This is a genomic window from Pseudomonas glycinis (assembly GCF_054871425.1).
In genome coordinates this window covers 370,890-393,680 of the sequence record NZ_JBTYHF010000006.1, presented here as the reverse complement: position 1 = coordinate 393,680, position 22,791 = coordinate 370,890, and the positions used below count along the sequence as shown (strand labels likewise).

The window sequence follows — 22,791 nt, the reverse complement described above, 5'->3', positions numbered from 1 at the left end:
GCTGCCGCGATCACTGTTCAGCAACGCTGTGCACGGCTTTGAGAATCACCGCCGCGACTTGCGCCGGCTGCGACTGCTGCGGGACATGGCTGGCGTGCACCTCTGCAAGGGTCGCACCGATACGCTTGGCGGCAGAACGCTGGACGTCGGGATGAATCATCCGGTCTTCGGTAGCGAGCAGGTACCAGGACGGCTTGGTTTTCCAGGACGAAACGGTGGTTTTATCTTCGAAAGCCGAGGCCTTGATCGGCCCTTGCGTGGCAGTCATGACGGCAGTTTGCGCGGCCGGCAGATCCTGAGCGAAGTCCTTGGCCATGCCTTCGGGGGTCAGATAGAGGAAGCCGTTACCGTCGGCCTTGATCTGACTGATGCCCGGCGGCGTCGGTGCGCCTTTACCCTGTTCGCCACTGGTTTGCCCGGCCTCTGGCGCGAAGGCGGCGACATACACCAGCGCGCTGACTTTCTGGTCGTTACCGGCTTCGGTGATCACCGTGCCGCCCCACGAGTGACCGACCAGCACCACCTTGCCCTGCTGGTTGTTCAGCGCGCGGCGCGTGGCGGCAACGTCGTCGGCCAGCGAGGTGAGCGGGTTTTGCACAACGGTAACGGCCAAGCCTTTGGCTTGCAGCAGTGGCACCACTTTGGCCCAGTCGGAACCGTCGGCGAAGGCGCCGTGTACGATCACCACCGAAGGCGTTGTATCCTGCGCGTGGCTGGCGCCGGCCATGAAGGTACTGGCCAGGGCAAAGGCGACGGTGGCGAATTTCGATTTGATTGTTTTCATTGGATGAGCTCCTGTTCGGGAGTTCAGATTCTGCTGACTGGCCTGCGTTGTGGGCATCGGTCAATTATCCGACCCCGGGGCATTTTTCATGGATAGTGGCTTGCAACTGGACATCTCACTGGACGGCGCATTGGCAACCATCGCCCAGGTCGGTGACCTCAGCATGGGGCAACCGCTCGGTCACTCCCGGCGCGTTGCCGCTTTGGCGCGGATGCTCGCGCAGGCATGCCACGGCGACGGTGAGCATCTGCAGGTTGCAGAGCAGATTGCCTTGCTGCGCTGGTCTGGGTGCACGGCCAATGCCGAAGGCTTTGCCGACCTGCTGGGCGACGACGTCGATGGTCGCCGCGCAATGCTCGATCTGACCCTGGGCAATGAGCAGATGAACGCGGTGCATCAGGCAACCCCGCTGGCCGTGGTGCACTGTGAAGTGTCCGGTGCAATCGCCAAAACCCTCCAGCTCGGAACCGCCGTCGAAGCGGGCCTGTGTCGGGTGTTCGAAACTTACGACGGCACTGGCCGACCGTTGGGCGTAAGCCATGAACACATCCCGGAGGTCGCCTATCAGGTGGTCATGGCCGGTGATTTGGATATTCTCACTCGCGCTCACGGCCTGGACGCGGCGTTGCGCTGGATCAACGAGCAGTCGGATCGGCGCTATCCAGCGTCGCTGGTGTCGTTGCTGGTGGCCAATGCCAAGGACTGGCTGGCGGATCTGGAAACGCTTTGCACAAAAGTTGAACCCGCGCCTGAGCAGCGTCATGTCGCACTGACTTTGGTCGGAGACATCATTGACTTGAAGCTGCCATGGCTGGCCGGGCATTCGCGTCAGGTCGCGCATGTTGCCATGGAAGCTGCGCGCCTGTGGGGGCTGAGTGAGCCGACGCTGACACACATTGGCAAGTCCGCGCTGATTTACGGTCTCGGCCGCGCAGCCGTTTCCAATCATCTTTGGAATAGCCCAGGGCCGCTGCCCTACGGTGCGGCAGAGCGAGTGCGCCTGGTGCCTTATTGGACGCAACAGGCGCTCCGACCGGTAGCGGAATTGGCCGCGGCCGCCGAGATAGCCACCCACGCTTATGAACGACTCGACGGCAGCGGCTATTTTCGCGGGGTGGCGGGTGATGCACTGAATGCCGGACATCGGCTGTTCGCCACCTCGGTTGCCTGGGTAGCGTTGAGGCAAGCCCGGCCTTGGCGAACAGCCCACGACGAAGCCGCAGCAGCCACGCTACTCAAACAGGATGCTGGCCGTGGCCTGTTCGATAACGATGTCTGCGAAGCCGTCATTGCTGCCGCCAGTGGCGAGCGTCGCCTGCGGCAACCCAAGCCTTCGCTGCTGACAGCCCGTGAGTGCCGCATTCTTCTGGAGATCAGCCGTGGCGCCAGCAACAAACAAGTCGCGCAACTGTTGGCTATCAGTCCGAGCACGGTGCGCACGCACATGGAAAGCATCTTTCGCAAACTGCAATGTTCGACCCGGGCAGCCGCCACTCTGAAGGGGCTGACACTGGGCTTGATCGCCTGAGTCCACCCGGTCAAGCCTGATCAGCCTGCCTGGCGCGAGCCAGTTCGATGAATGCCCTGGCGGCCGCAGAGGGATTGCGGCGGTTCGGGTAGTACAGGCACAACCTGTCTCGGGGCGGCGTCCAGTCCTCGAGTACCTGCACGAACTCGCCGGTGCGGATTTCGTCACGAACGTCCTGCTCCATGAAAAAGCCCAGCCCCATGCCCGCCTGCACCGCGACCTTGACCACGCTCGATTCATCCAGCGTAAGCGGACCGTTCACATCCAGACGGGTAACTTCTCCGTCCCGCTCGAAATACCAGGGGAAAATCGCCCCGTTCGGTAGTCGCACACGGATACATCGATGCCCGGGCAGATCGGACGGCGTGCGCGGTTTGCCGTGTTGTGCAAAATAACCCGGCGAACCGACCACCGCGTAACGTTGCGGCGGGCCGACAGGCACCACAATCACGTCGTTGGGCACCAGGCCTGCCGAGCGCACGCCGAAATCGAAGCCGTCAGCCACGATATCCACCAGCCGGCCTTCGGTTACAAGGTCAATATGGACTTTCGGATGCTGCTGCAAAAACTCGATCACCAGTGGCAGCAGCGCCGAACGCGCAGCGCTGGCGAAGGCGTTGATGCGCAACGTGCCCGAGGGCCCAGCGTTCTGCGAGCGCACTGCGTCGAGTGCCGCACGCAAATCCTGCAAGGCTGGCCCCACCTGTTCGAGAAACACTCTCCCCGCTTCGGTGATGGCGACGCTGCGGGTGGTGCGGTTGAACAGTCGCGTTTCGAGGCGCGCTTCCAGTTGCGCAATGGTGTTGCTCAGCGCGGTGGTGGAGACGTCGAGATCAATGGCGGCCTGGCGAAACGACCCCCTTCGAGCCACGGCTATGACGGCGTCCAGTTCATTGAGGGCCAAGCGATCCTGAACCATGCATTGTCCTGTTTTTCGGGATAGGTCATTAAGGTTTGTCCCAGTTGAACAAACTATCTGTGGCGCAGCAAGATAACTCCAGTTAATCAATCAGGAGTCAGCCAATGAACCTTCAACATCCCGCCGTCGTGCAGACGCATGTCACGGTCATCGACGAGAAAGAAATCTACGACGCGCCCCATCAATTCCGAGCGCTGGAGATTTCGCCATGCTGAATTCAGGATTGACTGGCAAGCGGGTCCTCGTCACCGGCGGTACCAAAGGAATCGGCAAAGCCGTTGTGGATTGGTTCATAGCCGAGGGCGCGAAAGTCATCACCTCGGCTCGGCAAGTGGACGTCCAAATGCCGGGCGCACTGCTGGTCGCGGCTGATCTTTCGACCCGGGAAGGTTGTGACGTACTCATCGCAGCGGTCCAACAGCAACTGGGCGGCGTCGACATAGTGGTTCATGTCCTGGGTGGCTCGTCGGCCCCCGGTGGTGGTTTTGCAGCGCTGGACGAGGAGCAGTGGCAACGCGAGCTCAATCTGAATTTGCTGCCAGCGGTGCGCCTCGATCGCGCCCTGCTCCCGGGCATGCTCGAGCGTCGGGATGGCGTGGTGATCCATGTCACCTCCATCCAGAGTCGACTGCCACTGCCGGAATCCACCACAGCGTACGCGGCGGCCAAGGCTGCGCTGTCGACCTACAGCAAGAGCCTGTCGAAAGAGGTGTCGCCCAAAGGGATCCGTGTGGTTCGGGTTTCCCCGGGCTGGGTAGAAACCGAAGCATCGGTGGCATTCGCCGAGCGACTCGCGCAGGAGGCAGGCACTGACTATCAGGGTGGCAAGGACATCATCATGCAAGCCTTGGGCGGTATCCCGCTCGGCCGCCCATCGACGCCAGCTGAAGTGGCTGAGCTGATCGGGTTTGTGGCGTCGCCGCGAGCGGCGTCGATCACAGGAAGTGAATTTGTGATCGACGGCGGGACCATCCCGACAATCTAGCCGCCAGCCTGCGGGTCAAGGACGACTCGCTGAATCCGACCGGCACGCTTACATCCGATGCTGCTCCAGCAAAAAATCCACAAACAAGCGCACCCGCACCGGCATCGCCGCGCCGCCCACGAACACCGCATGAATCGGTTCCTCATCGCCCGGGTTAAACGTTTGCAGCAGCGGGATCAGCGCGCCGCGCTGCAAGTCTTCCCTGACGGTGAACTCGCCAATCCGCGCAATACCGGCGCCGAGTCTGGCGAACTGGGCCAGTGCTTCGCCGCTGCTGCATTCGATGTTGCCGCTGACTTTCAGCGAGAACTCCTTGCCGTCGCGGATAAACGGCCAGTTGGCTTCGGCGCGGCGGAAGTTGAAGCGCAGGCAGTTGTGCTTGAGCAGGTCTTCCGGTTCGAGAGGTGTGCCGTGGCGTTTCAGGTAATCGGGCGATGCGACCACGACCTGGCCGGTGTGGCCGAGTCGGCGTGCGGTCAACGGGCTGTCGGGCAGATGGCCGAAGCGGATGGCGACATCCGCCTGGCCGGCGAGGATGTCGACTACTTCGTCGCCAAGGCTGAGGTCGACGACGATGTTCGGGTAACGGGCGGTGAAGGCTGCGACCAGCGGCACAATGGTCAGCCGTCCATGGCCAAGGGCGGCACTGACACGCAAGCGGCCCTTGGGTACGCCTTGATCGGTAATGGCCCCTTCGACCTCGTCCATGTCGGCGAGAATCCGCCGGGCACCGCGCAGGAAGGCTTCGCCCTCGGCGGTAAACGTCAGCGCGCGGGTGGTGCGCAGCAACAGACGAGTGCCGAGTCGCTGTTCAGCACGGGCGATGATCCGACTGACCGCCGAAGGCGTCAGCCCCAACGCGCGCGCAGCTGCTGAGAGGCTGCCCTCCTGCGCTACGGTAACAAACACGCTCATTTCCCCTGATCTACCGTTGAAGTCCATTCGTGCCTCTTACGCAAAGGTGATTGCCAGAATCGCCATCTACCGCCTGAAAACGATGGATCGTAGCATTGGCGGCATAGATGAGGAGACTTTCCATGCGTATCAATCCACCACTTGTTGCACTCGCTGTCGGCGCCTTTGGCATCGGCGTCACCGAGTTCGCGCCGATGGGCATGTTGCCCGGCATCGCTGCCGATCTCGGCGTTTCCATTCCCGCTGCGGGGTTGTTGGTCAGTGCCTACGCCTTGGGCGTGCTGCTCGGCGCGCCGCTGATGACCCTGACCACTGGCAAGATCCCGCGGCGCTATCTGCTGATCGGGCTGATGGCGATTTTCACCCTGGGTAACCTGATGTCGGCGCTGGCTACCGACTACTACAGCCTGATGGTCGCCAGGGTGATCACCTCGCTCAATCACGGCGCATTCTTTGGGGTCGGCTCTGTGGTCGCCGCCAGTGTGGTCGCGCCGGAAAAACGTGCCGGCGCCGTGGCGGCGATGTTCATGGGCCTGACGTTGGCGACTATCGGCGGCGTGCCGCTGGCGGCGTGGTTTGGTGAGCTGTTCGGCTGGCGCACGGCGTTCTGGGGCATTACCGGTCTCGGCGTGCTGACCATGATCGCCTTGTGGTTCGCCCTGCCCAATCTGAAAGCAGAGCAAGGCGCGGGTGCACTGGCGGAAATACGAGTATTGGGCCGCGGTCCGGTGCTGGCCGCACTGGCCCTGACCGTGGTCGGCTCGAGTGCGATGTTCACCGTGTTCACTTACATCGCGCCGATCCTCAGCAGCGAAACCCAGGCCTCCGCCGCGTTCATCACCGCCATGCTGGTGTTGTTCGGAATCGGTTTGACCCTGGGCAACATGTGGGGTGGCAAGGCTGCCGACCGTTCGATCGACCGCACCCTGATCGTGTCGCTGAGCGCATTGATTGTGGTGTTGCTCGCATTCACTGTGCTGATGCGCTGGCCGCTGCCGGCCGCGGTGGCCATTCTGATCTGGGGTATCGCCAGCTTCGCTCTGGTGCCGCCGCTGCAGATGCGCGTGATGGAAGCCGCCAAGGACGCGCCGAATCTGGCTTCGGCGGTGAACATCGGTGCGTTCAATTTTGGCAACGCGATCGGCGCGGCGCTGGGTGGCGCGGTGATCAATGCCGGGCTGGGTTATCCGGCGATTTCCCTGGCCGGCGCGGCGATGGCTGGTCTGGGCCTGCTGATGGTGCTGACGTTCGCCTGGCGCTCCAGAGCCAGTGCCGCTGCGCTGGCGTAAGTCTTCGCAGCGCTACGCCCCGCCCTGCTGATATTCGCGGGGCGTGCAGCCGAACTCGCGACGGAACACCGTGTGCAGATATTGCGCAGACTTGAAGCCGCAGGCTTGGGCAATGTCGGCAATCGCCGCATCGGTGTTCTTCAAACCGCTGGTAGCCGCCGCCAGTTTGAAACGCAGAATCTCGTCATGCACGCTGCAACCGCGCTCAGCGCGGAAATGCGCTTCCAGCGACGAGCGCGACACCCCGACATAGGCCGCCACTTGCGCGGTCTTGATGCCCTGACAAGCATATTGGCGGATGAACAGCAGCGCTTGCATGACGTAGGGATTGCCCAGCGGTTGATGCAGGCTCGACACCTGCACGTTGACCGCGTCCGGCGGAATCAGAATCTGCGTACCGGTGGACGGCATGCCGTGGAGCATCTGGTGCAGCAATTGCGCAGCGGTGCGGCCCATGGTTTCGGTGCCCTGAATCACTGAACTCAGCGGTACGCGAGTCAGGCTGCGGGTCAGCGGGTCGTTATCGATGCCGATCAGCGCGACCTGCTCCGGCACGGCAATGCCGGCGGTCAGGCAGGCTTGCAGCAACTGCCGGGCGCGGGCGTCGCTGACGGCGATGATGCCGATCGGTTTGGGCAGGCTGTGCAGCCAGGCGATCAGCTGTTCGACGGCGCTGTCCCACAGCGGCGCGCTGGTGCCCATGCCGCGATAGATCTCGGCGTGGAGGCCGTCTCGTTGCATCAGTTTGCGAAAGGCTTTTTCCCGCTCCTGCGCCCAGCGATTGGCCTGCGCTTCCGGCAGGCTGAAACAGGCAAAGCGCTGCAATCCCGCCTCGACCAGATGCGAATAAGCCAGAGTGATCAGTGCGTTGTTATCAGTGGCAACGTAGGGAATCGCTTTCGGATAAGCGCGTGCATCCTCGTAGGAACCGCCCACCGCTACCACCGGCAAATGAATGTCGGCCAGCGCCTCGCCAATCAGCGGATCGTCGAAGTCGGCAATGATCCCGTCACCCTGCCAGCGCTCGATGCCTTTCAGGCGGCAGAGAAAGTCCTCTTCCAGAAACAGGTCCCAGGAAGCGCGGGTGCTGCTCAGGTAGTTGCCGATGCCGCTGATGATTCCACGGTCGTAGATCTTGCTGCCGTTGAACAACAGGGCGATGCGGTGCACGGGCGGTAGGCTTTTCATTGTTTTTAGGCTGTTCCGGGTCACTTCGTCGCGGCGACGATGGACACAGACTAGGCCCGCGAGCGCTGAAGCTCAATACGCAAAATCGCACTCGCAGTTGAGGCTTTTCATAATCAGCGGGCACGGGGCCGTTGCTAGTATCGAGACACCGCCAAGAACAACAAGGACAAGGTCCATGCAGTATTTCCCCAATATCGAGCCGGTTCGCTACGAAGGCCCGAACAGTGATTCGCCCCTCGCTTTCCGCCACTACGACGCCGACAAACTGATCCTCGGCAAACCCATGCGCGAACACCTGCGCATGGCCGCCTGCTACTGGCACACCTTCGTCTGGCCGGGCTCCGATGTGTTCGGTGCCGGCACCTTCAAACGCCCGTGGCAACGCAGTGGCGAACCGATGGAACTGGCTATCGGCAAGGCTCAAGCCGCATTCGAGTTCTTCAGCAAACTGGGCATCGATTACTACTGCTTTCACGACACGGACGTCGCCCCCGAAGGCAACTCGCTGAAGGAGTACCGCGAACACTTCGCGCAAATGATCGACCGCCTCGAACAGCATCAGGAACAAAGCGGCATCAAGCTGCTCTGGGGCACCGCCAACTGCTTCAGCAATCCGCGTTTCGCCGCCGGTGCCGCGAGCAATCCCGATCCGGAAGTGTTCGCCTGCGCAGCCGCGCAAGTGTTCAGCGCGATGAACGCCACCCATCGGCTCAAGGGTTCCAACTACGTGCTGTGGGGCGGTCGTGAAGGCTACGAAACCCTGCTCAACACCGATCTGAAAAGCGAGCGCGAACAACTCGGGCGCTTCATGCGCATGGTGGTCGAGCACAAGCACAAGATCGGTTTCACCGGCGACCTGCTGATCGAGCCCAAGCCGCAGGAGCCGACCAAGCACCAATACGATTACGACAGCGCCACGGTGTTCGGCTTCCTCCAGCAGTACGGCCTGGAGAAGGAAATCAAGGTCAACATCGAGGCCAACCACGCGACCCTGGCCGGCCACAGCTTTCATCACGAAATCGCCACGGCTGCCTCGCTGGGGATCTTCGGCAGCATCGACGCCAACCGTGGCGATCCGCAGAACGGCTGGGACACCGACCAGTTCCCCAACAGCGTCGAAGAAATGACCCTGGCGACCTATGAAATCCTCAAGGCCGGCGGTTTCAAGAATGGCGGCTTCAATTTCGACTCCAAGGTGCGCCGGCAGAGCCTCGACGAGATCGACCTGTTCCACGGCCACGTTGGCGCCATGGACGTTCTTGCCTTGTCGCTGGAACGCGCCGCCGCGATGGTCGAGAACGATCAATTGCAAACCCTCAAGGACCAACGCTACGCCGGCTGGCGTCAGCCGTTCGGGCAAGCGGTGATGGCAGGAGACTTCAATCTTGAGTCACTGGCAGAGCACGCGTTTACCAACGAGTTGAACCCGCAAGCCGTCAGCGGCCGCCAGGAAATGCTCGAAAACATCGTCAACCGTTACCTGTATCGCTGATCGCCAAGGGAAGCTGCCGACGCAAAAACGCTGTGACAATTGCACGACAATTCTGTGCCTGCTGCGTCGGCAGATTCTCTACAGTTCTACCAGCCCGATTCATCGTCAGGCCGTGTCTTTCCAACAAAAATAAAAGGACGCACCACCATGAAGAACTTGAAACGTACGCTGTTGGCCAGTGCCCTGGCGTTGTTGGCCCTGCCGGTAATGGCCGACGCCACCCACCCGAAAATCGGTTTCTCCATTGACGATCTGCGTCTGGAACGCTGGTCGCGCGACCGCGATTACTTCGTCGCGGCGGCGGAAAAAATGGACGCCAAAGTCTTCGTGCAATCGGCGGACGCCAACGAGCAGAAGCAGATTTCGCAGATCGAAAACCTCATCTCTCGCGGCGTCGATGTGATCGTCATCGTGCCTTTCAACGCGACAGTGCTGACCAACGCCGTGGCCGAGGCGAAGAAAGCCGGGATCAAAGTGGTGTCTTACGACCGGCTGATTCTCAACGCCGATGTCGACGCCTATATCTCCTTCGATAACGAAAAGGTCGGCGAAATGCAGGCCGGCGGCGTGCTGAAAGCGGCGCCCAAGGGCAATTACTTCTTGCTGGGTGGCGCGCCCACCGACAACAACGCCAAGATCCTCCGTGAAGGCCAGATGAAGGTGCTGCAACCGGCCATTGACAAGGGCGATATCAAGATCGTCGGCCAGCAGTGGGTCAAGGAATGGAACCCGACCGAAGCGCTGAGCATCGTTGAAAACGCCCTGACCCGTAACAACAACAAAATCGACGGCATCGTCGCCTCCAACGACGCTACCGCTGGCGGCGCCATCCAGGCATTGGCCGCGCAGCAACTGGCCGGCAAGGTGCCGATTTCCGGTCAGGACGCCGACCTCGCAGCGGTCAAACGCGTGATCGCCGGCACGCAAACCATGACCGTGTACAAACCGCTGAAACTCATCGCCTCCGAAGCGGCCAAGCTCTCGGTGCAACTGGCACGCAACGAGAAACCGGCCTACACCTCGCAGTACGACAACGGCAGCAAAAAGGTCGACACCATCCTGCTTACGCCAACGCCGTTGACCAAGGACAACATCGACTTGCTCGAACAGGACGGCTTCTACACCAAGGCGCAGATTGCCGGGCAGTGATCCGGTCGTAAATCTTGATCAGACCTGTGGGAGCGAGCCTGCTCGCGAAAGCGGAGTGTCAGTCAGTAAAGCTCTGGCTGAAAAGGCCCCTTCGCGAGCAGGCTCGCTCCCACACAGGTTCAGTGGTGTTTGAGTTCCTGGTATACGAGCCTTTTCCATGTCCGACTATCTGCTGCAAATGAACGGCATCGTCAAAACCTTCGGCGGTGTCAAAGCGCTCAACGGCATCGACATCAAGGTCCGGCCCGGTGAATGCGTGGGCCTGTGCGGCGAGAATGGCGCCGGCAAGTCGACGCTGATGAAGATCCTTTCGGCGGTCTATCCCCATGGCACCTGGGACGGCGAAATCCTCTGGGACGGGCAACCGCTCCGGGCGCAATCGATCAGCGAAACCGAAGCCGCCGGCATCGTCATCATCCATCAGGAACTGACCCTGGTGCCGGACCTGTCGGTGACGGAAAACATCTTCATGGGCCATGAGCTGACGCTGCCGGGCGGGCGCATGAACTACCCGGCGATGATCCACCGCGCCGAAGCCTTGATGCGTGAATTGAAAGTGCCGGACATGAACGTTTCGCTGCCGGTTTCGCAGTACGGCGGTGGTTATCAGCAACTGGTGGAAATCGCCAAGGCCCTGAACAAACAGGCGCTTCTGCTGATCCTCGACGAACCCTCCTCGGCCCTGAGCCGCTCGGAAATCGAAGTGCTGCTCGACATCATCCGCGACCTCAAAGCCAAGGGGGTCGCCTGCGTCTACATCTCGCACAAACTCGATGAAGTCGCCGCCGTGTGCGACACCATTTCGGTGATCCGCGACGGCAAACACATCGCCACCACCGCCATGGCCGACATGGACATTCCACAGATCATCACGCAGATGGTCGGCCGCGAAATGAGCAACCTCTACCCCAGCGAGCCGCATGAGATTGGCGAGGTGATTTTCGAGGCGCGCCACATCACTTGCTACGACGTCGACAACCCCAAGCGCAAACGGGTCGACGACATTTCCTTCAGCCTCAAGCGCGGCGAGATTCTTGGCATTGCCGGGCTGGTCGGGGCCGGCCGCACCGAGCTGGTCACCGCACTGTTCGGCGCCTACCCCGGACGTCATGAAGGCGAAGTCTGGCTGGACGGCCGACCGATCGACACGCGCACGCCGCTGAAAGCGATCCGCGCCGGCCTGTGCCTGGTGCCTGAAGATCGCAAGCGCCAGGGCATCATTCCTGACCTCGGCGTCGGCCAGAACATCACCCTCGCCGTGCTCGAGAGCTATTCGAAAATGACCCGCATCGATGCCGAAGCCGAACTGGGCTGCATCGACCGGGAAATCTCCCGCCTGCATCTGAAGACCGCAAGTCCGTCCCTGCCGATCACCAGCCTGTCGGGCGGCAATCAGCAAAAAGCCGTACTGGCCAAGATGCTGCTGGCCAAACCGCGCGTGCTGATTCTCGACGAGCCGACCCGAGGCGTGGACGTCGGCGCCAAGTATGAGATCTACAAGTTGATGGGCGCGCTGGCCGCCGAAGGCGTGTCGATCATCATGGTTTCATCGGAACTGGCCGAAGTGCTCGGCGTCTCCGACCGCGTGCTGGTGATCGGCGAAGGCCAGTTGCGCGGCGATTTCGTCAACCATGAGCTGACCCAGGAACAGGTACTCGCCGCTGCCCTCAGCCAGCCGGGCAGCCATAACAATAATGATCGGAAAACCGCGTAAATGAATCAGGTCAAACAACTGTTCACCCGCTACAAGATGCTCGCGCTGGTATTCGCCGTGGTGCTGATCTGGCTGTTCTTCAGCTGGCAGACCGAGGGCGGCTTCCTCACCCCGCGCAACCTCTCCAACCTGCTGCGGCAGATGTCGATTACCGGCATCCTCGCCTGCGGCATGGTGCTGGTGATTATCAGCGGCGAGATCGATTTGTCGGTGGGTTCATTGCTCGGCCTGCTCGGCGGCCTCGCGGCGATACTCGATGTGGTCTATCACATTCCGCTGCTGGCGAATCTGAGTCTGGTTGCCCTGTGCGGCCTGATGATCGGTCTCGCCAACGGCTACATGGCGGCGTACTTGCGCATCCCGTCATTTATCGTCGGCCTCGGTGGCATGTTGGCGTTTCGCGGGATTTTGCTGGGGATCACCGGCGGCACCACCATCGCCCCGGTATCGCCGGAGCTGGTCTATGTCGGCCAAGGTTATCTGCCCCACGCGATCGGCACTGGCCTGGGTGTGCTGCTGTTTGTGCTGACGGTGTTCCTGACCTGGAAACAACGACGCAATCGCGCCCTGCATGGCCTGGCGGCGCATTCACTGGTTCGTGATGTTGTGCGCGTGCTGGTGATCGGCGCGGTGCTGGCCGGTTTTGTTCAGACCCTCAATAGCTATGACGGCATTCCCGTGCCGGTGCTGCTGTTGCTGATTCTGCTCGGGGTGTTCAGTTACGTCACCAGCCAGACCGTGTTCGGCCGCCGGGTCTATTCGGTCGGCAGCAACATGGAAGCCACGCGCCTGTCAGGCATCAATGTGCAGGCGGTCAAGCTGTGGATCTTCGGCATCATGGGCGTGATGTGCGCCCTCGCCGGCGTGGTCAACACCGCACGCCTCGCCGCCGGCTCACCGTCCGCCGGCAGCATGGGCGAGCTCGACGCCATCGCCGCCTGCTTCATCGGCGGCACCTCCATGCGCGGCGGCTCCGGCACCGTCTACGGCGCCCTCCTCGGCGCGCTGGTGATCACCAGTCTGGACAACGGCATGTCCATGCTCGACGTCGATAGCTACTGGCAGATGATCGTCAAGGGCAGCATTCTGGTGTTGGCGGTCTGGGTGGATGTGAGTACGCGCACGGCGCGGCGTTGAACGCGGGGCCGACCTGGAGGATTTTGTTGATGTGGGTAACCTACTACACGGCATTACCGCTGATTCCATTATCAGTCGCTGCCGTGGCGATTTACACGACGCCCCTGTTCATTGCGCTTTTTTCCACCCTTTATGGAGGTGAGCCTTTATCACTGCGTGGCCGGGTGGCGATAGGATCTCCATCAACACCGCTACCGCCAAGGCTTATCAAATCGCGCCCACGGCACTGATCGGCACGTTTGATTACGCCTACCTGGTTTTTGCCTGTCTTTGGGGTTACGTGGTGTTCCACGAGGTCCCGGATATTTTTACATGGGCAGGAATGGCGTTGATTTTGATTGCCGGCTTGCTGGTAATCCGCGCCCAGAAAGACGGCCAGTAACTTCTCCTGTGACAGTTGACAGTCGGGCCTTCTGACAGTGTTTTGCCCTTTCTCGTCAATTCCCCGGCAAATCAGATATTTCTGCCTAGACTTGAACATGTCTCGGCACTTGAACGCGTTCAGCGCGTCGAGCGGTCATCACAATAAAAACAAGAGGAATCACCCAGATGCTCAGATCTCTGTTCAGCGCACTTGCCTGCGCTTTGGCGGTAAGCAGCATGAACCCGGCCATGGCGGCAGACCCGGTGATCATCAAGTTCTCGCATGTGGTCGCTGACCAGACGCCCAAGGGGCAAGGTGCGTTGCTGTTCAAGAAACTGGTCGAGGAACGTTTGCCGGGCAAGGTCAAAGTCGAGGTGTATCCCAACTCCTCGCTCTTTGGTGATGGCAAGGAAATGGAAGCCCTGTTGCTCGGCGATGTACAGATGATTGCGCCGTCGCTGGCCAAGTTCGAGCAGTACACCAAGTCAGTGCAGTTGTTCGACCTGCCCTTCCTCTTCAATGACATCAACGCTGTCGACCGCTTTCAACTGAGCCCGCAGGGTCAGGGCCTGCTCAAATCCATGGAAAGCAAAAACATCACCGGCCTGGCTTATTGGCACAACGGCATGAAACAACTGTCGGCCAACAAGCCACTGCGTGTACCGGCGGATGCGCGCGGCCTGAAGTTCCGGGTGCAGGCCTCGGCGGTGCTGGAGGAGCAGTTCAAGGCGGTGCGCGCCAATCCGCGCAAGATGAGTTTTGCCGAGGTATACCAAGGCCTGCAGACCGGTGTGGTCAACGGCGCAGAGAATCCTTACTCGAACATCTACAGCCAGAAGATGCATGAAGTGCAGAAATACATCACCGAATCCAACCACGGTGTACTGGACTACATGCTGATCACCAACACCAAATTCTGGAACGGCCTGCCGCCCGACGTGCGCAGCGAACTGGACAAGATCGTCGTGGAAGTCACCACCCACGTGAACAAGGAAGCCCAGCAACTGAACGAGGGTGACAAACAGCGCATCCTTGCAGCCAAAACCACGGAAATCATCACGCTTACGCCAGAAGAACGTGCGCAATGGCGCGACGCGATGAAACCGGTGTGGAAGAAGTTCGAAGGCGAAATCGGCGCTGAGCTGATCTCTGCCGCCGAAGCCGCAAACCAGGCGCAATAATCGCAAGGCAGGCGCCGCTGCGTCGGCGCCTGCCCGTCTTCACTCGACGTGAGATGCCATCCATGAAAGCGCTTCGGCGAATCTGGGAACACTTCGAGGAAGGCTTCATCGTCTTCCTTCTGGCGGCCATGACCCTCGTCACGTTTGTCTACGTGATCCTCAACAACTTCTACAGCCTGTTTTACTGGCTCGCCGATCATTGGCCGGCGGCCAGTGTTCCGCTGTTCGCCGTTGGCGATCAGATCATGGGCATGGCGCAGGCCATGACCTGGAGCACCGCCCTGACCAAAGCGCTGTTCGGCTGGCTGATTTTTTTCGGCCTGGCGTATGGCGTGCGCACCGCCGGGCATATCGGTGTCGACGCACTGGTCAAACTGGCGCGCAGATCGGTACAGCGTTACATCGGCATCCTCGCCTGCCTGTGCTGTCTGGCCTACGCGGGGCTGCTGGCCGTCGCCAGCTTCGAATGGATCGAAACCTTGATGAACGCCGGTATCGGTGCAGAGGATCTCGGCCATTTCGGCGTCATGCAGTGGCATATCGGGTTGATCGTGCCGCTGGGCTTCGCGCTGGTGTTCATCCGCTTCGCTGAAATTCTCTTGCGCATCCTGCTCAACCGTCAGACCGGCCTCGGCCTGGCCGATGAAGCGGCCGACGCGCTGAAACTTGCCGAACACGAGGAAGACAAGCCATGACCATTGCCTTCCTGTTCGTGGCCCTGTTCGCCTTGATGTTCATCGGCGTGCCGATCGCCATCTCACTGGGCCTGGCCGGCTCCCTGACGATCATTTTCTTCAGTCCCGACTCGGTGCGCTCGCTGGCGATCAAACTGTTCGAGACCTCGGAACACTACACGCTGCTGGCCATTCCGTTTTTCCTGCTGGCCGGGGCCTTCATGACCACCGGCGGCGTCGCCCGCCGGCTGATCGACTTCGCCAACGCCTGTGTCGGGCATATTCGCGGCGGCCTGGCCATCGCGGCGGTGCTGGCCTGCATGCTGTTCGCCGCCCTCTCCGGTTCAAGTCCCGCCACGGTCGCTGCGGTGGGCTCGATTGCGATTGCCGGGATGGTCCGTTCCGGCTATCCGCAGGCGTTCGGCGCAGGGATCATCTGCAACGCCGGTACGCTGGGCATCCTGATCCCGCCGTCGATCGTGATGGTGGTTTACGCCGCCGCTACAGAAACCTCCGTGGGCAAGCTGTTCATGGCCGGCGTGGTGCCTGGCCTGCTGCTGGGCACGGCGTTGATGGTGGCGATCTACATCGTCGCGGTGAAGAAAAATCTCCCCGCCTTGCCGCGTGCGACGCTTCGCGAGTTTCTGAGTACGGCACGCCAGGCAATATGGGGCCTGTTGCTGATGGTGATCATCCTCGGCGGCATCTATTCGGGCATGTTCACCCCGACCGAAGCTGCCGCAGTGGCAGCCGTCTATTCGGCCTTCATCGCTTTGTTCGTCTACAAGGATCTGACCTTTCGCGAGACCCCCAAGGTTCTGCTCGACTCGGCCAAGCTGAGCATCATGCTGATGTTCATCATTGCCAACGCCATGCTGTTCGCCCACGTGCTGACCACCGAACAGTTACCTCAACAAATCACCGCCTGGGTGATCGACGCCGGCCTGACGCCGGTGACGTTCCTGCTGGTGGTCAACATTGTGCTGCTGATTGCCGGCGCGTTCATGGAACCGTCAGCGATCATCCTGATCCTGGCGCCCATCCTTTTTCCTATCGCGATGAAACTGGGCATCGATCCGATTCACCTCGGCATCATCATGGTGGTCAACCTTGAGATCGGCCTGATCACGCCACCGGTGGGCCTGAACCTGTTCGTGACCTCGGCGGTGACCGGCATGTCCTTGCCCGCCACAGTCAAAGCCGCAATGCCGTGGTTGTCGATTTTGCTGTTGTTCCTGATCCTGATTACTTACGTGCCATGGATCTCACTGGTGCTGCCGAACTGGCTGGGGATGAACTGACGTCGTGACGATCACGTTCAGCCGGGACCGGCTAGAGTGCAATCACTCTGCTTAAAACCATAACAAGACGGAGAAGTGCCCCCATGCGAGTCAAAACACGCTTTGCCCTGCTGGCCGCCGCCACGCTGACCCTTAGCAGTGCTGCGCAGGCCGCGCCCGTGTTCATCAATATCCTCACCGGCGGAACCAGTGGGGTTTACTACCCGATCGGGGTCGGTCTGTCGCAAATCTACAGCGACGGTATTGCCGGCTCGAAGACATCGGTGCAGGCCACCAAAGCGTCGGTAGAAAACCTCAACCTGCTACAGGCCGGTCGCGGCGAATTGGCCCTGGCTTTGGGCGACTCAGTGGCCGACGCCAAAAACGGCGTGGAGGACGCCGGTTTCAAAGCCCCACTGACCAAATTGCGCGCCTTGGGCGGTGCCTATCCCAATTACATTCAAATCGTCGCCAGCAAAGAGTCGGGGATCAAAACCCTCGCCGATCTAAAGGGCAAGACCATCTCGGTGGGCGCCCCAAAATCCGGGACTGAATTGAATGCGCGGGCGATATTCAAAGCGGCCGGCCTGACCTACGAGGACATGGGCAAGGTGCAATATCTGCCGTTTGCCGAATCGGTGGAATTGATCAAGAACCGGCAACTGGACGCCACCCTGCAATCGTCGGGACTGGGCATGGCCGCCATTCGTGACCTGTCGTCGGTGATGCCGCTGAACTACGTGGCGATCCCGAGTGAAGTGGTGGCAAAAATCGGCAATCCGGCCTACCAGAGCGCAATGATCCCGGCCAACACCTACGACGGACAGGCCGAAGCCGTGCCCACCGTGGCAATCACCAATATTCTGGTGACCCGCGCCGACCTGCCGGATGACGTCGTCTATGACATGACCCGCCTGCTGTTCGAAAACCTGGGGCGCTTGGGTAACTCCCATTCGGCGGCCAAGGACATCAAGCTGGAAGCGGCTGCGAAAAACCTGCCGATCGCGCTGCACCCCGGCGCCGAACGCTACTACAAGGAAAAAGGCGCTTTATAAGCGCTTGTGCGCAGTGGCGTGACGGCCACTGCAGCGTCGATTCCTTTGTGTGGTCATGAGGAAGGCAGCCAATGAGTGACGAGCATCACGGTATTTCCGCGAACCCACGAGACTGGCCGAAAACCCTGTTTTACGTAGCGTTGCTGTTCTCGATTTTCCAGATCGTCACCGCAGCCTTTTCTCCTCTCTCCAGCCAGGTGCTGCGTGCGGTGCACGTCGGTTTCCTGCTGTGGGTGGTGTTTCTCAGTTATCCCGTACGCGGCGCAGACCGTCCGTGGCAACCGCTGGCCTGGCTGCTGAGCCTGGCCGCCATCGCTACCGCGCTGTATCAATGGGTGTTCGAGGCCGATCTGATCCAGCGCTCCGGTGACCTCACCTCGGCCGACCTGATGATCGGCATCGTATTGATTGCCCTGGTCTTCGAAGCCGCGCGACGGGTGATGGGCATTGCGCTGCCGGTGATTTGCGGGCTGTTCCTGGCGTACGGCCTGTTCGGGGAATACCTGCCCGGCGAACTGGCCCATCGCGGCTACGGTTTCGACCAGATCATCAATCAACTGTCGTTCGGCACCGAAGGGCTGTACGGCACGCCGACCTACGTATCGGCGACCTACATTTTCCTGTTCATCCTGTTTGGCGCGTTTCTTGAGCAAGCCGGCATGATCAAGCTGTTTACCGACTTCGCCATGGGCTTGTTCGGTCACAAGCTGGGAGGCCCGGCGAAAGTGGCCGTGGCCTCGTCGGCCTTGATGGGGACGATCACCGGCTCCGGGATCGCCAACGTCGTCACCACCGGCCAATTCACGATTCCGCTGATGAAGCGCTTTGGCTATCGCGCCGCGTTCGCCGGCGGCGTGGAAGCCACCTCCAGCATGGGCAGCCAGATCATGCCTCCGGTGATGGGCGCGGTCGCCTTCATCATGGCTGAAACCATCAACGTGCCCTTCGTCGAGATCGCCAAGGCAGCGCTGATACCGGCCCTGCTGTATTTCGGTTCGGTATTCTGGATGGTCCATCTGGAAGCCAAGCGCTCCAACCTCAAGGGTCTGCCCAAAGACCAATGCCCCAGCGCATGGGGCGCGGTGAAAGCCCGCTGGTATTTGCTGATTCCTCTGCTGGTCCTGGTTTACCTGCTGTTTTCCGGGCGCACGCCGCTGTTCTCGGGCATGGTAGGCCTGGCATTGACTGCCATCGTGATTCTTGGCTCGGCGATCATTTTCCGGGTGCACAGCTTTGGCCTGCGCTGTGCGTTCTGGATTGCCCTGGGCGTGCTCTGCACAGGTTTTTTCCAGCTTGGCATCGCGGTGATTTTCGCGGTCATTGCCGTCCTGGTGCTGGTCTGCGCTTTCATCAAGGGCGGTCGCGAAACGCTGCTGATCTGCCTGCACGCGCTGGTCGAGGGCGCCCGCCACGCGGTACCGGTAGGCATCGCCTGCGCACTGGTCGGCGTCATTATCGGCATCGTTTCGCTCACTGGCGTCGCTTCGACGTTCGCTGGCTACATTCTCGCCATCGGCCGCGACAACCTGCTGCTGTCGCTGATCCTGACGATGATCACTTGCCTGGTGCTGGGGATGGGCATTCCGACCATTCCCAACTACATCATCACCAGCTCGATCGCCGCGCCCGCCCTGCTGGAGCTGGGCGTGCCACTGATCGTGTCGCACATGTTCGTGTTCTACTTTGGCATCCTCGCCGACCTGACCCCGCCGGTCGCCCTCGCCTGTTTTGCCGCCGCACCGATCGCCAAGGAAAGCGGCTTCAAGATCAGCCTGTGGGCCGTGCGCATTGCGCTGGCCGGTTTCGTCATCCCGTTCATGGCGGTCTACAACCCGGCGCTGATGCTGCAAGGCGACAACTTGTGGGCAACTGCCTACATGCTGATCAAGACTCTTCTGGCGGTTGGTCTCTGGGGCATGGCGTCTACCGGTTTTCTGCAACAGAAAATGCTGATCTGGGAACGGGTGCTCAGTCTCGGCGCCGGCGCCCTGCTGATCGTGGCACTGCCGGTGACCGATGAAATCGGCTTCGCACTCGGGATTCTGGTAATCGTGCAACACGTCTGGCGCTCGCGGCGCGCAGCAACGGCCAATGCATGATCGGCTTGTGCCTGGGTCTGGCCGGCAGTATCTGGGCACAGTTGCCGGTAGCGAACTTCACCCTGGCATGGAACCACAGCATCGAAAAGATCCGCTGGGAGGAAGACTACCGCGTCACGGCCCAAGGGCTGGTTCTTGAGCAGGCCAGGGTTCGCGGCAACGGCGCGGGCATGGAAATACCCGACGATGCCCGGCTGGAGAACGGCAGTTGGCATTTCCGACGCCACTTGCCGCCGCTGCAACCACTGCAATTGGGCCGAACCCCGGAGGCCGGTGATTACCAGTTATGCATGGATGGCAAGTGCGAATTGGTCAGCCGATGGGTTGGGCCGGCCAGGATCAGCCAGCCGTTTTTGCAGCTGTGGGGTTGCGAAATGACTTCGTCATCGCATGATGGTTAGCCAGGAAGCCGTGGCGAGCTGTCGCCAACATCGCCACGTTTCGCGGATTACTTGTGCGCCAGCAACGATTTACGTTCGGCCTTGGCGTGCTTCATGGCGGCGATTTCCCGCTCGCACGCTTCGACATCGAAGGAGTTGTCCCACTTGGCAATGGCAATGGTGCCAATGCCGTTGCCGATCAGGTTGGTCACCGCTCGCGCCTCGTTGAGGAAGCGGTCGATGCCCAACAGCAACACCAGGCCCACCAGAGGAATGGAGTGAATGGTGGTGAGCGTGGCCGCCAAGGTCACGAATCCTGCCCCCGCCACACCGGCCGAGCCCTTGGAGGTCAGCAGGAACACGCCGAGCAGAATCATCTGATCCATGAAGGTCAGCGGCGTGTTGGTCGCCTGGGCGATGAAGATCGCCGCCATGGTCAGGTAAATGCAGGTGCCGTCCGCGTTGAAGGTGTAGCCCGTCGGCAGGACCATGCCGACCACGGATTTCTTGCAGCCGAGCTTTTCCAGTTTGACCATCATTCGCGGCAGCACCGCTTCGGTCGAACAGGTGCCCAGGGTGATCAGGATTTCATCTTTGAAATAACGCAAAAACTGCATCAGCGGCATGCCCGACCATCGCGCCACCGCCCCCAAAACAACGACGATGAAAATCAGCGTGGTGATGTACAGCGCGACCAGCAACTGCCCCAGCGACAGCAGAGTGCCGATGCCGTATTTACCGATAGTGAACGCCATGCCAGCCCCCGCGCCCAACGGCGCCAGACGCATGACCATCGCGACGATTTTGAACAGACCTTGCAGGAACAGATCGATGGTGTTGATCAGCGGTTTGCTGGTTTCGCCCATTTGCACCAAGGCGACGCCCATCAGCACCGACAACAGAATCACTTGCAGCATGACGCCATTGGAGAAAGCGCCGAGGAAGGTATGCGGAATGATATTGAGGAAGAACTCGACCAGACCGCCCTGCTCGCTCGCCGCCTGGCTGTATTTGTTGACAGCGCTGCCATCGAGGGTTCCGGCGTTGATGTTCATGCCGGCACCGGGCTTGACCACATTGACTACGATCAGGCCGACCACCAGAGCGATGGTGGAAAGAATCTCGAAGTAGATCAGCGCTTTCACACCGATCCGTCCGACCTCCTTGATGCTGCCCATCTTGGCGATGCCGACCACCACCGTGCCGAAAATGATCGGCGCCAGGAGCATCTTGATCAGCTTGATGAAACCGTCGGCAAACGGCTGCAGCTTGGCGCCGATGTCGGGCACGAAGTATCCGATGGCAGCGCCGATGACGATGCCGATCAGCACTTGCACATAGAGCTGGCTGTACCAGCGTGATTTTGAAGTTTCCACGGAAGCACCTCATTTTATTGTTGTGGTGGGCATGTGGCTTTGGCGTCGAGGATGACGCCTGAAGCTGCGGCCTCGGCAAAACGAGGCCGCAGGTGAAACCGAATCAGCCCTCGCCCAGTTCGCGCATGACGGCATACAGCGCAGATTTGGCTTCGAAGCCGACACCCGGGATATCCGGCAGCCCGACGTAGCCGTTTTCCACGCGAATGCCATCGGCAAACCCGCCGAATGGCTGGAACACGTCCGGGTACGATTCGTTGCCGCCCAAGTGCAGACCGGCGGCGATGTTCAACGACATCTGGTGACCACCATGCGGCACCACGCGGCGCGAAGACCAACCCAGCTCTTCCATCACTTTCAGCGTGCGCATGTACTCGACGAGACCGTAGGACAGCGCGCAGTCGAATTGCAGGTAGTCGCGGTCAGGGCGCATGCCGCCGTGGCGCAACAGGTTGCGGGCATCCTGGTGAGAGAACAGGTTTTCGCCGGTGGCCATCGGCAGTTCGTAGTGATTGGCCAACTCAGCCTGGAGCGCATAATCCAGCGGGTCGCCGACTTCTTCGTACCAGAACAGGTTGTACTTCTTGATCGCTTCGGCGTAGGCGATACCGGTCTGCAGATCGAAGCGGCCGTTGGCGTCGACCGCCAGGCGCTGGCCGTCGCCCACCACTTCGAGCACCGCTTCGATGCGGCGGATATCTTCGTCCAGCGGCACCGCGCCAATCTTCATCTTGACCACGTCGTAGCCACGGTCCAGGTAGCTCTGCATTTCGGCCTTGAGTTTGCTCTGGTCCTTGCCCGGGTAGTAATAACCACCCGCCGCATACACCCAGACTTTGTCATCGGCCACACCGTTGCGATAACGATCGGCAAGCAGGCGATACAGCGGCTTGCCTTCGATCTTCGCCACCGCATCCCACACCGCCATATCGATGGTGCCGACCGCTACCGAACGCTCGCCATGGCCGCCCGGTTTTTCGTTGGTCATCAGGGTTTTCCAGATGGCGAACGGATCGAGGTTATTGTTCTCGTGATCGATCAGGGTTTCCGGGTCGGCTTCAGTGATCCGCGCCAGAAAACGGTCGCGCATCAACGCGCCCTGGCCGTAGCGACCGTTGGAGTTGAAGCCGTAACCGATGACCGGTTTGCCGTCGCGAATCACGTCGGTAATGACCGCGACGACCGAGCAGGTCATCTTCGAAAAATCGATGTAGGCATTGGCGATCGGGGAAGCAATGGAGACGGTTTTTTCACGGATATCGACGATACGCATGACGGGTTC

Annotated in this window: 19 protein-coding genes; 13 read left to right on the top strand and 6 right to left on the bottom strand. The window is 60.7% G+C overall.

Going from position 1 to position 22,791, the window contains the following annotated elements:
• Nucleotides 1–10: 10 nt before the first annotated feature.
• Complete coding sequence (locus tag ACYSTU_RS17045; RefSeq protein WP_313872141.1) at nt 11–784, bottom strand: alpha/beta fold hydrolase; 774 nt, start codon at nt 782–784, stop codon at nt 11–13.
• Between the two features lie 88 nt (nt 785–872).
• Here ACYSTU_RS17045 and ACYSTU_RS17040 point away from each other — a divergent pair, with 88 nt between their 5' ends.
• Complete coding sequence (locus tag ACYSTU_RS17040) at nt 873–2,312, top strand: HD domain-containing phosphohydrolase (protein ID WP_499000253.1); 1,440 nt, start codon at nt 873–875, stop codon at nt 2,310–2,312.
• Between the two features lie 10 nt (nt 2,313–2,322).
• On the opposite strand, the gene ACYSTU_RS17035 is transcribed toward ACYSTU_RS17040, so the two are convergent.
• Entirely contained in the window at nt 2,323–3,231 is a 909-nt protein-coding gene (locus tag ACYSTU_RS17035; protein WP_499000249.1) for a LysR family transcriptional regulator, read from the bottom strand.
• A gap of 208 nt (nt 3,232–3,439) precedes the next feature.
• On the opposite strand from ACYSTU_RS17035, the gene ACYSTU_RS17030 reads away from it, so the two are divergent.
• Nucleotides 3,440–4,216 (top strand): SDR family oxidoreductase, encoded by a 777-nt coding sequence (locus ACYSTU_RS17030; protein ID WP_499000247.1) that lies wholly within the window; start codon nt 3,440–3,442, stop codon nt 4,214–4,216.
• A gap of 48 nt (nt 4,217–4,264) precedes the next feature.
• Here the strand turns inward: ACYSTU_RS17030 and ACYSTU_RS17025 are convergent, their stop codons facing one another.
• Entirely contained in the window at nt 4,265–5,158 is an 894-nt protein-coding gene (locus tag ACYSTU_RS17025) for a LysR family transcriptional regulator (protein ID WP_499000245.1), read from the bottom strand.
• 95 nt (nt 5,159–5,253) lie between these two features.
• Between ACYSTU_RS17025 and ACYSTU_RS17020 the strand changes: the two genes are divergently transcribed.
• The gene (locus ACYSTU_RS17020) at nt 5,254–6,420 is read left to right on the top strand and encodes an MFS transporter (RefSeq protein ID WP_223630323.1); all 1,167 of its coding nucleotides are present in this window, start codon (nt 5,254–5,256) and stop codon (nt 6,418–6,420) included.
• Between the two features lie 12 nt (nt 6,421–6,432).
• Here ACYSTU_RS17020 and ACYSTU_RS17015 read toward each other — a convergent pair whose 3' ends face one another.
• On the bottom strand, nt 6,433–7,608 hold the full coding sequence (locus ACYSTU_RS17015) for a XylR family transcriptional regulator (RefSeq protein WP_016774329.1): 1,176 nt from the start codon (nt 7,606–7,608) through the stop codon (nt 6,433–6,435).
• Between the two features lie 175 nt (nt 7,609–7,783).
• Here ACYSTU_RS17015 and xylA point away from each other — a divergent pair, with 175 nt between their 5' ends.
• From xylA to ACYSTU_RS16965, 10 genes are all read left to right on the top strand, one after another.
• Nucleotides 7,784–9,100: a xylose isomerase gene (gene xylA / locus ACYSTU_RS17010; protein WP_016774328.1), complete on the top strand. Its 1,317-nt coding sequence runs from the start codon at nt 7,784–7,786 to the stop codon at nt 9,098–9,100.
• 147 nt (nt 9,101–9,247) lie between these two features.
• Nucleotides 9,248–10,249, top strand: a complete 1,002-nt coding sequence (gene xylF, locus ACYSTU_RS17005) for a D-xylose ABC transporter substrate-binding protein (RefSeq protein ID WP_016774327.1) — start codon at nt 9,248–9,250, stop codon at nt 10,247–10,249.
• Between the two features lie 157 nt (nt 10,250–10,406).
• Nucleotides 10,407–11,963, top strand: a complete 1,557-nt coding sequence (xylG, locus tag ACYSTU_RS17000) for a D-xylose ABC transporter ATP-binding protein (RefSeq protein ID WP_499000240.1) — start codon at nt 10,407–10,409, stop codon at nt 11,961–11,963.
• Nucleotides 11,964–13,100 carry a sugar ABC transporter permease gene (locus ACYSTU_RS16995; protein ID WP_016774325.1) on the top strand — a complete coding sequence of 379 codons (1,137 nt, stop codon included), beginning with the start codon at nt 11,964–11,966 and terminating at the stop codon, nt 13,098–13,100.
• Nucleotides 13,101–13,649: 549 nt separating this feature from the next.
• Nucleotides 13,650–14,645, top strand: a complete 996-nt coding sequence (gene dctP / locus ACYSTU_RS16990) for a C4-dicarboxylate TRAP substrate-binding protein DctP (RefSeq protein WP_024012588.1) — start codon at nt 13,650–13,652, stop codon at nt 14,643–14,645.
• A 62-nt stretch (nt 14,646–14,707) separates the two neighbouring features.
• On the top strand, nt 14,708–15,340 hold the full coding sequence (locus ACYSTU_RS16985; protein ID WP_110599141.1) for a TRAP transporter small permease: 633 nt from the start codon (nt 14,708–14,710) through the stop codon (nt 15,338–15,340).
• Complete coding sequence (gene dctM, locus ACYSTU_RS16980; RefSeq protein ID WP_041480541.1) at nt 15,337–16,620, top strand: C4-dicarboxylate TRAP transporter large permease protein DctM; 1,284 nt, start codon at nt 15,337–15,339, stop codon at nt 16,618–16,620. Before ACYSTU_RS16985 ends, dctM begins: the two co-directional genes overlap by 4 nt.
• 83 nt (nt 16,621–16,703) lie before the next feature.
• Nucleotides 16,704–17,654, top strand: coding sequence for a TAXI family TRAP transporter solute-binding subunit (locus ACYSTU_RS16975; RefSeq protein WP_499000235.1), 951 nt, complete (start codon nt 16,704–16,706; stop codon nt 17,652–17,654).
• A 71-nt stretch (nt 17,655–17,725) separates the two neighbouring features.
• Nucleotides 17,726–19,753 carry a TRAP transporter permease gene (locus tag ACYSTU_RS16970; protein ID WP_499000232.1) on the top strand — a complete coding sequence of 676 codons (2,028 nt, stop codon included), beginning with the start codon at nt 17,726–17,728 and terminating at the stop codon, nt 19,751–19,753.
• The gene (locus ACYSTU_RS16965) at nt 19,750–20,154 is read left to right on the top strand and encodes a DUF1850 domain-containing protein (RefSeq protein ID WP_499000229.1); all 405 of its coding nucleotides are present in this window, start codon (nt 19,750–19,752) and stop codon (nt 20,152–20,154) included. Before ACYSTU_RS16970 ends, ACYSTU_RS16965 begins: the two co-directional genes overlap by 4 nt.
• Before the next feature lie 47 nt (nt 20,155–20,201).
• On the opposite strand, the gene dctA is transcribed toward ACYSTU_RS16965, so the two are convergent.
• Nucleotides 20,202–21,509 carry a C4-dicarboxylate transporter DctA gene (gene dctA, locus ACYSTU_RS16960; protein ID WP_125926098.1) on the bottom strand — a complete coding sequence of 436 codons (1,308 nt, stop codon included), beginning with the start codon at nt 21,507–21,509 and terminating at the stop codon, nt 20,202–20,204.
• A 103-nt stretch (nt 21,510–21,612) separates the two neighbouring features.
• Nucleotides 21,613–22,782, bottom strand: coding sequence for a mandelate racemase/muconate lactonizing enzyme family protein (locus tag ACYSTU_RS16955; protein ID WP_024012582.1), 1,170 nt, complete (start codon nt 22,780–22,782; stop codon nt 21,613–21,615).
• Nucleotides 22,783–22,791 lie beyond the last annotated feature (9 nt).

Coding starts and splice junctions, on each gene's coding strand:
- ACYSTU_RS17045 (WP_313872141.1), bottom strand. CDS start 784: ATGAAAACAATCAAATCGAAATTCGCCACCGTCGCCTTTGCCCTGGCC.
- ACYSTU_RS17040 (WP_499000253.1), top strand. CDS start 873: ATGGATAGTGGCTTGCAACTGGACATCTCACTGGACGGCGCATTGGCA.
- ACYSTU_RS17035 (WP_499000249.1), bottom strand. CDS start 3,231: ATGGTTCAGGATCGCTTGGCCCTCAATGAACTGGACGCCGTCATAGCC.
- ACYSTU_RS17030 (WP_499000247.1), top strand. CDS start 3,440: ATGCTGAATTCAGGATTGACTGGCAAGCGGGTCCTCGTCACCGGCGGT.
- ACYSTU_RS17025 (WP_499000245.1), bottom strand. CDS start 5,158: ATGGACTTCAACGGTAGATCAGGGGAAATGAGCGTGTTTGTTACCGTA.
- ACYSTU_RS17020 (WP_223630323.1), top strand. CDS start 5,254: ATGCGTATCAATCCACCACTTGTTGCACTCGCTGTCGGCGCCTTTGGC.
- ACYSTU_RS17015 (WP_016774329.1), bottom strand. CDS start 7,608: ATGAAAAGCCTACCGCCCGTGCACCGCATCGCCCTGTTGTTCAACGGC.
- xylA (WP_016774328.1), top strand. CDS start 7,784: ATGCAGTATTTCCCCAATATCGAGCCGGTTCGCTACGAAGGCCCGAAC.
- xylF (WP_016774327.1), top strand. CDS start 9,248: ATGAAGAACTTGAAACGTACGCTGTTGGCCAGTGCCCTGGCGTTGTTG.
- xylG (WP_499000240.1), top strand. CDS start 10,407: ATGTCCGACTATCTGCTGCAAATGAACGGCATCGTCAAAACCTTCGGC.
- ACYSTU_RS16995 (WP_016774325.1), top strand. CDS start 11,964: ATGAATCAGGTCAAACAACTGTTCACCCGCTACAAGATGCTCGCGCTG.
- dctP (WP_024012588.1), top strand. CDS start 13,650: ATGCTCAGATCTCTGTTCAGCGCACTTGCCTGCGCTTTGGCGGTAAGC.
- ACYSTU_RS16985 (WP_110599141.1), top strand. CDS start 14,708: ATGAAAGCGCTTCGGCGAATCTGGGAACACTTCGAGGAAGGCTTCATC.
- dctM (WP_041480541.1), top strand. CDS start 15,337: ATGACCATTGCCTTCCTGTTCGTGGCCCTGTTCGCCTTGATGTTCATC.
- ACYSTU_RS16975 (WP_499000235.1), top strand. CDS start 16,704: ATGCGAGTCAAAACACGCTTTGCCCTGCTGGCCGCCGCCACGCTGACC.
- ACYSTU_RS16970 (WP_499000232.1), top strand. CDS start 17,726: ATGAGTGACGAGCATCACGGTATTTCCGCGAACCCACGAGACTGGCCG.
- ACYSTU_RS16965 (WP_499000229.1), top strand. CDS start 19,750: ATGATCGGCTTGTGCCTGGGTCTGGCCGGCAGTATCTGGGCACAGTTG.
- ACYSTU_RS16955 (WP_024012582.1), bottom strand. CDS start 22,782: ATGCGTATCGTCGATATCCGTGAAAAAACCGTCTCCATTGCTTCCCCG.